Consider the following 4,983-nt stretch of genomic DNA (forward strand, 5'->3'; position numbering starts at 1 on the left):
TTTTTGTTTTTATTAGTTCCCGATTTGTTGGACTTCATCGGATTCATATATGCTAAAACCTTTTTTGTTTTTTTGTGCAATTCTAAAAAGAGCTTTTGCTACGACGTCACTTTCTATGGGTTTGTATTTTTTTAGTCCTCCAATAAATGTAAAGGAAAATAGTTTCATAAATATTGCACCTATTTTTTCTCCCAGTCTAAACTCTTTTCGATCTCCTAGAAGTAACGAAGGTCTCAAAATTGCAACACTTTCAAAACTGGACTGTTTCAAAAAGTCTTCTATTTCTCCTTTAGTCTTCAAATAGAAATTCCCAGAAGCTTTATCTGCACCAAGCGATGAAATAGTCAGAAATTGCTTGACGTTACTTTTTAAAGCAAAGGAGGCAAACTGCTGCGGATAGACGTAATCTACTTTTCTGAAAGCTTCTTTACCACCTGCTTTTTTGATAGTGGTACCAATGGTACAGAAAAAATCATCACCAACAACTAAGTTTTGGTAGCTCTCCGGCTTATCAAAATCTATAATATGTTGTGTTAATTTGGTATGTGTCTTTCCAGTATCTCTTTTTACAAAAGTAATGACTTTATCGTAGGCTGGACTTTCTAAAAGATTATCCAATAATTTCGAACCAATTAAGCCAGTACTACCAATAATCAAAGCAGTTTTCATAATTGAATTATTTTTTATTCTTTCCGAAATTGTATTTTACCTTTTCTACTACCTGCGTTTTTGAATTTCCTTTAGGGTAATCTTTCTTAAATGGTTTTTTTGTCGCAGATTTTGTTTTCGAAGGAGCTTCATCACCTCTTGACTTTTCTTCATCTTTTTGCTTCGCTTTAAATTCGGGTCTATCTTTAGATCCTTCCTTTGCAGGTATTTGTGCTTTGTGTTTTGCTAAAACGTCATTCGGATTTTTAGGGTTTTCTTTTGTTCCACGTAAATGAATAACTAAAGCATTCAAGAAATTACGCAACACTTGGTCGCCACATTCCATATAATTTTCATGTTTCTCATCGCGGAAAAAAGCGCCTAATTCTGATTTAGTAATTCTAAAGTCTACTAATTCCAATATTTCAACTATTTGATCATCACGTAACATTAAGGCAACGCGCAGTTTCTTGAAGATATCGTTATTTGTCATCATATTCTAATTTTTTATAAAGGTACGTTTAAAAAGTAAAGGCTCGAAATTTTAGGTTCAGAATTGGTATTGGTTTAGAATACGAATGATTTTATTTAAATCGGCTTCTGTATGATTAGCTGTAAATATGATTCTGTTTAATTCTTTGTTACCAGCAGGATATTTAAAATTAGTGACAACTATTTTATTGGCGGTAAGTACTTCATTGATTCCCGGTATCGCTGGATATATAATAGGATAATCAGGGTTAAATACGAATGATTCCTTTTTTACCAATAGCGAATCAATGTACTTAAGATTGTTTTTTAACTTTAGATGTTGGCTTTCATAAAGCGCTTCCCCTTCTCCTAATGCTTCTGCAAAAGCGGGGCTCATTCCTGCACTTGAAATAAATGAGGCGTTTTTCATTACTTGATTAATAAAAAATTGATCAGAGGCAATGACACCGCCAGTAATTCCCATTGCTTTACCAAGCGAAGCGACCATGATTTTTCGTTTGATTTTTTTATATTGGATAGTAGAAAAAATTCCACATCCGTTACTTCCTAAAACACCTAAAGAATGGGATTCATCAATAACCAAAGTAATTTCCTTATTGTTTGAAATCAAATCTATAACTGCTAAATCGATTGCTTTTATGTGAAAGCTGGGGACAGCATCAGTCAGAATTGTTATCCTTTCATTTGCGTTGTCTAATAAGCGAGGATTTAATCCGCTTTCGATAAAAAACGGTAGACTATATGGCGATTTTAAGGCTGTGTGAGTATTAGGAAAGTGAAAGAAGACATCTGTATGGGGGTTAAGTTCTTCTAATACTAATTTTGCAGCGAGCATTCCTGAAGAAACTGTAACTGTCGCGGCTGCACTAATATAATTTGCTAGAAACTCTTCTGCTTTTTCATATGCCGTAAGCTTTATGTTAGCATTTCTGGAACTTCCGTAAGCGGAGCCCCAACGCAGTATATTTTTTATAATTAGTTCTTGAAACAGAGGATTACCTGACATTCCTAAATAGGCTGTCCCGCCAAAGTATAAATAACTTTCTCCTTTAACCTCAATTATTCTGTCTGGAAACTGATTGACTTTCATTAGTGATTATTTTAAAACAACGCCGGTCCCGTTCAATTCAGAATAGATGATTTTTCCGTTTTTTATCGTCACTCCATTGGCTATATCTTCCGCCAGAAGCAAGGCGCCGTCCATATCAACATAATCCAACTGTGGTAATAAATGAGCAATGGCTGAAATACCTACAGACGATTCCGTCATGCATCCCACCATTGTTTTTAAACCTAGTTGTTTTGCTTCTTGAATCATGCGCCGGGCAGGAGTTAATCCACCGCATTTTACTAATTTGATATTTACGCCATGAAAATGATTGTGGCATTTAGCGACATCTTCTTCGATGATGCAACTTTCATCAGCTATTATAGGTAAAACAGAATGTTTTAAAACTTCTTTATGTCCTTCCCAATTATCTGCTTTCATAGGTTGCTCGAGGAATTCGACCCCCAGTTTCTTTAATTCAATCGCATTGTTGATTGTCTCCTCAACTCCCCATCCACAGTTAGCATCAATTCTAAAGATAGCATCAGTATGTTTTCGAAGTTCTTTTACAATGGCAATGTCTTCGTGGGTTCCTAGTTTAATTTTATAGATAGGCCAAGGCAATTCCTTCATTTTAGAAACCATTTTATCTATAGAAGCAATCCCGATGGTATAATCGGTTAATGGATTGTTTGCTGTAGTATAGTTCCAATATTCATATAACTTTTTTCCTTTTTTCCGCGCGTACAAATCAGTATATGCCATGTCCAAAGCGCATAGCGCAAACATATCCTCTTTTAAATGGAAATGTATTTTTTTCCAAAAATCTTCGGGTGTTGCGTCATCACTTGCTTCAATAATACTACGAATTTTGTTCAAATCTTCTGTCATTACCGGTACAGTGGTATTGTAATACGGATTTGACGTTGCTTCGCCAAAACCAGAAAAGCCTTCACTTTTTAATTCCACAATTAAAGAAGGTTGAAAATCGATTGATTCTCTTGAAATAGTAAAAGTATGTTTTAACTGAAGGTCGTATGATCTTATTATTAATTCCATAATGAGTTGTAGCTATCTAATTGTATGTAAATAAGTGTCGGAAACTGTACATAAATATAATGAATAAGTTAATACCCCAACCAAAGAATTGCCTTCGTAAATCCATCGCGCCATAATTTTTCAGTATGTTGCCCCCCTTTTACAATCTTCTTCTCATTCAAATTAAGACAATAACAGCGCTTCGTATTTAAGAGGTATTCCATTTTGTTCAGATCTGCGACCATATCTTCACTTTCATTGTCGCCACACATAAAATATATTTTGCTTTTAATTTTTTTTTTGTTTTCTGCTAAATCGAATATTTTATCTGAGAACCAAAAGGAAGGGCTGAAGACTCCTGCTTTTCCGAACACTTGCGGGTATTTCAAAATCGCGTAAAAAGAAACTAATCCACCAAGAGAGCTGCCCATGATTAGGGTGTTTTTCTTTTTGGTCTTAGTTCGGAACTTTTGATCAATTTGAGGTTTTAATGTTTTAACAATAAACTCAAGATAGGCATCGGCATTTCCTCCACCATATTTCTCATTTTTAAAGGGCGTCAATTCTTCTATGCGCTTCTCATTGCCATGTTCGATTCCAATAACGATTAGCTGGGCATTAATACTGTCCAGTTTTTCATCAACATTCCATTCACCAACATAAGATGTTTTTGAATCAAATAAATTTTGGGCATCGTGCATATAAAGAACGGAATATTTCTTCGTTGAATTGTCATAATGCTTAGGCAGATAAACCCATATTTTTTTTGTTGTATTTAATTGTGGGGCCTCTATCGTAAAAGTAGAAACTTGTAGTGAGGCGGTACTTTCTTGAGCTGTTGTATTTGTTAGGGTATAAAAAAATACAAGAATAAGTAGGAGTCGTTTAATCATTAAGTTGTGTTTTGATTTAGAAGCAATTTGGTAGTTAAAAATAGTGATTATTTTACTGGTTTGATTTCGAATGCAATAATAATCAGGAGTCTTTTTTACAAAATAATGACCGGGTCCTATAATTAAAAGTCATCAATTTGAATTTTAGATTCTATTTGTTAGTTTGTGTTGCTCTGAATAGCGTTTTGTAACAGTAATGAATTTGCGTTGTTTTTTTAAGTTTTTATTCTATGTGTATTTAAACCATTGAAAATAAAGTAATTATAGTTATCTAGTCTGACTTTTGGGTTGATTTTACTACTTCTCATCCGTAGTATGATTACGTAGTGGCACAGTTATTGGTTTTAGCGATTGTAGTTATTAATTAAATTTCGACAAAAATGAAAAATATTAAATTACTTGCAATGTTAGGAGTCGGCTTTTTTGTCTCGAGTACAATAAATGCACAAGTTTCAGTAGGTGTAAACATAGGGCTGCCGTCAGTAGTTATATCGGGCCATTACGAGCGGGGGTACGAACCACAAAGGAGGGCTGTTGAATATCAGCCGGAACGTGTCATTTATGTAGACAATAGAGATTATGACGAGGACCGAAGGTATGAAGAAAGAAGGTATGAAGAAAGAAGATATGAAGGGAAAAATCATCATGGCAAATGGCATGATAATAAAAAATACAAAGGAAGAAAACTAGGAAAAATAGTCATCATGATGATCGGTATGATGATTAATACCGATTGCAGATAAAGAGTAGGAAAGAGAACCAATTTTGTTTCTTTTTTTGTTTTGTTTCTCTCTCTTTCAATTGTCGGATAGAAAAACAGGCAAGTAATAGAACTCAAAAAATAAATTTTAGTTAGTATAATTT

General features: G+C 34.1%; 6 protein-coding genes. 1 reads left to right on the forward strand and 5 read right to left on the reverse strand.

The window, feature by feature from the left end:
• Nucleotides 1-12: 12 nt before the first annotated feature.
• The 5 genes from A3SG_RS0117390 to A3SG_RS0117410 form a co-directional block, all read right to left on the reverse strand.
• Nucleotides 13-669 (reverse strand): NAD(P)H-binding protein, encoded by a 657-nt coding sequence (locus A3SG_RS0117390; protein WP_016991274.1) that lies wholly within the window; start codon nucleotides 667-669, stop codon nucleotides 13-15.
• A gap of 7 nt (nucleotides 670-676) precedes the next feature.
• Nucleotides 677-1,141 carry a DUF1456 family protein gene (locus A3SG_RS0117395; RefSeq protein ID WP_029596891.1) on the reverse strand — a complete coding sequence of 155 codons (465 nt, stop codon included), beginning with the start codon at nucleotides 1,139-1,141 and terminating at the stop codon, nucleotides 677-679.
• A 57-nt stretch (nucleotides 1,142-1,198) separates the two neighbouring features.
• The gene (locus tag A3SG_RS0117400; protein ID WP_016991276.1) at nucleotides 1,199-2,230 is read right to left on the reverse strand and encodes an aminotransferase class I/II-fold pyridoxal phosphate-dependent enzyme; all 1,032 of its coding nucleotides are present in this window, start codon (nucleotides 2,228-2,230) and stop codon (nucleotides 1,199-1,201) included.
• 6 nt (nucleotides 2,231-2,236) lie between these two features.
• Complete coding sequence (locus tag A3SG_RS0117405) at nucleotides 2,237-3,247, reverse strand: dipeptide epimerase (protein ID WP_016991277.1); 1,011 nt, start codon at nucleotides 3,245-3,247, stop codon at nucleotides 2,237-2,239.
• A gap of 68 nt (nucleotides 3,248-3,315) precedes the next feature.
• The gene (locus A3SG_RS0117410; RefSeq protein ID WP_016991278.1) at nucleotides 3,316-4,119 is read right to left on the reverse strand and encodes an alpha/beta hydrolase; all 804 of its coding nucleotides are present in this window, start codon (nucleotides 4,117-4,119) and stop codon (nucleotides 3,316-3,318) included.
• A 404-nt stretch (nucleotides 4,120-4,523) separates the two neighbouring features.
• Here A3SG_RS0117410 and A3SG_RS20325 point away from each other — a divergent pair, with 404 nt between their 5' ends.
• Nucleotides 4,524-4,862, forward strand: a complete 339-nt coding sequence (locus A3SG_RS20325) for a hypothetical protein (protein WP_157485538.1) — start codon at nucleotides 4,524-4,526, stop codon at nucleotides 4,860-4,862.
• The last annotated feature ends 121 nt before the right edge of the window (nucleotides 4,863-4,983 follow it).

Source organism: Flavobacterium sp. ACAM 123 (assembly GCF_000264055.1).
Classification (GTDB): Bacteria; Bacteroidota; Bacteroidia; order Flavobacteriales; family Flavobacteriaceae; genus Flavobacterium.

Excerpts from the sequence above, each read along its gene's own strand:
- A3SG_RS0117390 (WP_016991274.1), bottom strand. The coding sequence starts at position 669 with ATGAAAACTGCTTTGATTATTGGTAGTACTGGCTTAATTGGTTCGAAA.
- A3SG_RS0117395 (WP_029596891.1), bottom strand. The coding sequence starts at position 1,141 with ATGACAAATAACGATATCTTCAAGAAACTGCGCGTTGCCTTAATGTTA.
- A3SG_RS0117400 (WP_016991276.1), bottom strand. The coding sequence starts at position 2,230 with ATGAAAGTCAATCAGTTTCCAGACAGAATAATTGAGGTTAAAGGAGAA.
- A3SG_RS0117405 (WP_016991277.1), bottom strand. The coding sequence starts at position 3,247 with ATGGAATTAATAATAAGATCATACGACCTTCAGTTAAAACATACTTTT.
- A3SG_RS0117410 (WP_016991278.1), bottom strand. The coding sequence starts at position 4,119 with ATGATTAAACGACTCCTACTTATTCTTGTATTTTTTTATACCCTAACA.
- A3SG_RS20325 (WP_157485538.1), top strand. The coding sequence starts at position 4,524 with ATGTTAGGAGTCGGCTTTTTTGTCTCGAGTACAATAAATGCACAAGTT.